This is a genomic window from Polaromonas sp. (genome assembly GCF_016185115.1).
Lineage (GTDB): Bacteria > Pseudomonadota > Gammaproteobacteria > Burkholderiales > Burkholderiaceae_C > Polaromonas.
This window is the reverse complement of the sequence record NZ_JACPOF010000028.1, coordinates 1-3361: the sequence shown is the minus strand read 5'-3', so window position 1 is coordinate 3361 and position 3361 is coordinate 1. Positions and strand designations below refer to the sequence as shown.

General features: G+C 60.9%; 3 protein-coding genes and 1 pseudogene. 3 read left to right on the top strand and 1 reads right to left on the bottom strand.

Annotated features, from left to right (window positions below; translation table 11 throughout):
• Positions 1-167: 167 nt before the first annotated feature.
• Positions 168-1061 (bottom strand): transcriptional regulator CynR, encoded by an 894-nt coding sequence (cynR, locus tag HYX42_RS18830; protein ID WP_018079686.1) that lies wholly within the window; start codon positions 1059-1061, stop codon positions 168-170.
• Positions 1062-1172: 111 nt separating this feature from the next.
• On the opposite strand from cynR, the gene HYX42_RS18825 reads away from it, so the two are divergent.
• The 3 genes and pseudogenes from HYX42_RS18825 to HYX42_RS18815 all read left to right on the top strand — a co-directional run.
• Positions 1173-1835 carry a carbonic anhydrase gene (locus HYX42_RS18825; RefSeq protein WP_018079681.1) on the top strand — a complete coding sequence of 221 codons (663 nt, stop codon included), beginning with the start codon at positions 1173-1175 and terminating at the stop codon, positions 1833-1835.
• Between the two features lie 32 nt (positions 1836-1867).
• A complete protein-coding gene (gene cynS / locus HYX42_RS18820) occupies positions 1868-2338 on the top strand; it encodes a cyanase (RefSeq protein ID WP_018079680.1) in 471 nt (156 codons plus the stop codon).
• 166 nt (positions 2339-2504) lie between these two features.
• Positions 2505-3221 (top strand): annotated as a pseudogene (locus tag HYX42_RS18815) (MFS transporter); the annotation flags it as partial.
• Positions 3222-3361 lie beyond the last annotated feature (140 nt).

Genomic DNA, 3361 nt, shown 5'->3' with positions numbered 1-3361 from the left:
CTCAAAAGTGGGAGGCCACCATACCCGTTTACAAAGCGAACAGGAAAGTCAATGAAATCAACGGTCTACCCAGACCACCCCCGCGCCAGTGCTAGCTTTGCGTACCGTCACTTATTGCACTGAAAACGAGGAGACCCCGGCCAGCGACCCGGTGCAGCGCATGCGCATCAGGTCAACGCCGCATCGGCAATGATGCCTTCAATCAATCCGGCGAAGGCCAAGGCCGCCGCACTCTGGTAGCTCTCCCTGCGCCGCAGAAGGGCCACGGTGCGGTGCGGCAAGGCGGGATCGAGCGCAATATTCCTGAGCCCGGCGTTTTCACGCGTGATCGCATCCGGCAGTATCGTCGCCATGCCCCCGCGCCGGACAATTTCAACCACCGCATTGATGCTATTTGCTTCAATCAGAATTTTCGGGGCAATCCCCTGCTTGTACAAATAGGCATCGACATAGGTGCGCGTCGCAAAATCAGCCGATAACAGCGCCAGCGGCTCCCGCTCCAGGTCGCGCGGGGTGATCGGCCCGGCACGCTGCGCAAACGGGTGGTTCACGCCGACCACAATGCTGAGCTTCTCGGCAAACAGGGGGCGGCACTCTATCTCTGCCGAGCGCACCGGACTGAAGGCGATGCCGAGATCGATCGCGTCGTCGGCCAAAGCCAATTCGAGGGCATCCAGGGACATTTCATTGATGCACAGCGCGATCCCCGGATGGCGGGCGCTGAAACCCGCGATCAGCGGCCCTACCAGATAGGACGTAAAAGTCGGCGTCATTGCCAGGCGCAGAGTGCCGCGCCGCAGGTCGCGCACGTCATGCACGGCACGCTCTCCGGCTTCCAGCTCCCGCAACGCCCTGCGTGCATAGCCGATGTAGGCCGCGCCGGCATCGGTCGCGCGCACGGTCCGGCCGGTTCTATCCAGCAACTGCGTCCCAAGCGCCTCTTCCAACTGCCTGATCTGCTGCGACAGCGTGGGCTGCGAAACATGCAGCGCCTCGGCGGCGCGCGTGAAATTGCGGTGCTCTGCCACCGCGAGAAGGTAACGTATGTGGCGCAATAGCATGCTTGGCAACTATAGGAAATTATTATGGATTTGATTGTATATCGGTCTTGGACTCAATAGCTGAATCGCTCCATCATGGCAGCATTACTTCATCACACAAGGAGCAAGGCCATGAAGTCCATCGTCGAGGGGGTCTTGAAATTTCAGCAGCATGCCTTCCCGGGACTGTCTGCCCTTTTCAAGGAGCTGGCTACCACCCAAAGCCCAAGCGCTCTCTTTATTACCTGTTCCGATAGCCGGGTCGTGCCTGAATTGCTGACCCAGCAAGATCCGGGCGACATCTTTGTGATTCGCAATGCCGGCAACATTGTGCCGTCTTACAGCCAGGAACCCGGGGGCGTTACCGCCACGGTCGAATACGCGGTGGCGGAATTGGGCGTCACCGATATCGTGGTCTGCGGCCATTCGGATTGCGGCGCCATGACGGCGATTTCCAGCTGCAAGTGCCTGGACCATTTGCCGGCCGTTGCCAGCTGGTTGCGCCACGCCGACTCGGCAAAGGTAGTCAATGCATCGCGCACCCATCTCTCTGCTGCAGCGCGCCTGACTTCGATGGTGCGCGAAAACGTGATTGCCCAATTGGTCAATCTCAAGACCCATCCTTCGGTGGCGCTGGCGCTGGAGCAGGGCCGGCTCAACCTGCACGGCTGGGTCTACGACATCGAAACAGGTTCCATTGTGGCGCTGGATGGCGAGAGCAATCGCTTCGTTTCACTCGCCGAATTTCCACAAACTATTGCCACGCAGTCAAAGCGTGGCGCTTTGGTCGCTTGACCGTCTCTTCCTCACTGAAAAAGGACAACACCATGCAACAATCGAATGTGTATCAGGATCCCCGCCTTGCGCTCACCGCGCGCGTCATCGCTGCCAAGGCACTCCAGGACCTGTCCTGGCAGCAGCTGGCTGCCGGAACCGGGCTCAGCGTTGCCTATGTCACGGCAGCGCTGCTGGGGCAGCACGCACTGCCGAAGGCCGCCGCCGAGATCGTTTGCGCCCACTTGGGGCTGGATGCAGCGGATGTTGCGCAACTGCAAACCATCCCGCTGCGCGGCAGTATCGCCGGCGGCATTCCGACTGACCCGACCATCTACCGCTTCTACGAAATGGTCCAGATCTACGGCACCACCCTGAAGGCGCTGGTGCACGAACAGTTCGGCGACGGTATCATTAGCGCGATTAATTTCAAGCTGGACATCAAAAAAGTCGAAGACCCGGAAGGCGGCTCGCGTGCGGTAATCACGCTGGACGGGAAATTCCTGCCCAATAAGCCGTTCTGAGGCGCTTCGCCCCGCGACAGTCACATCCTGCGCGGGACAGCTTTTTGCCAGGGCCATGACCGATGCCGCAGGGAGTCCTTCCGGACTGCCATGCCATCGGCCGATGGCCCTTTTCTCGCCCATCCGCCTTTTAAAACCAGATCGACATGCCGACCCAGAAACGCGGATGACCCTGCTGTTTGCCATCGCTTGCGGCACCATCATCGGAAACATTTATTACGCACAGCCGCTGCTCGCCGCCATCTCCGACACCTTTGGCCGCTCGCCGACCAGCCTCGGCCTTCTGGTCACGCTCACCCAGCTGGGCTATGCCTGCGGCCTGGTCCTGATCGTGCCGCTGGGCGATGTGCTCAATCGCCGCATCCTGATCGTCACGCTGCTGCTGGCAAGCGTGCTGGCACTGCTTGCGGTCGCCGCCAGCCCGACCTTCCTGTTGTTTGCCATCGCCAGCCTGTTCGTCGGCGTGACTACCTGCTCGACCCAATTGCTGGTGCCGTTCGCGGCTTCCCTGGCCGATGCCAAGGAGCGCGGCCGGGTGGTCGGCACCGTGATGGGCGGCCTGCTGCTGGGGATTCTGCTGGCGCGCACCGTATCCGGCCTGATCGCCCAATTGGCCGGCTGGCGCATGGTCTACCTCATCGCCGCCATCGTGGTGCTGCTATTGACCGCGCTACTGGCGCGCGCATTGCCCGGGGACCAACGCAAGATTCCGTTTGCCTACGGCACCTTGATGAAATCGCTGCTGACGCTGGTGCGCGACCATCCGGCGCTGCGCTTGCGCTCGCTGTATGGGGCGCTGGCCTTTGCCTGCTTTAGCGTGTTCTGGACCGGGCTGACCTTCCTGCTCAGCCAGGCGCCGTACAATTTCTCCGAAGGCCAGATCACGGATAGGAAATTCAACCGCATGAGGCCAAGTATGGCACGAGTTTTGGGCCTCGAAACACGTTCGGCCAAGGAAGGTTGAGCGCTCGCTTGCCGCTCAATGGCAAGAGCTTGGGAGGCAGTATGCATTTGGGCCTGGCG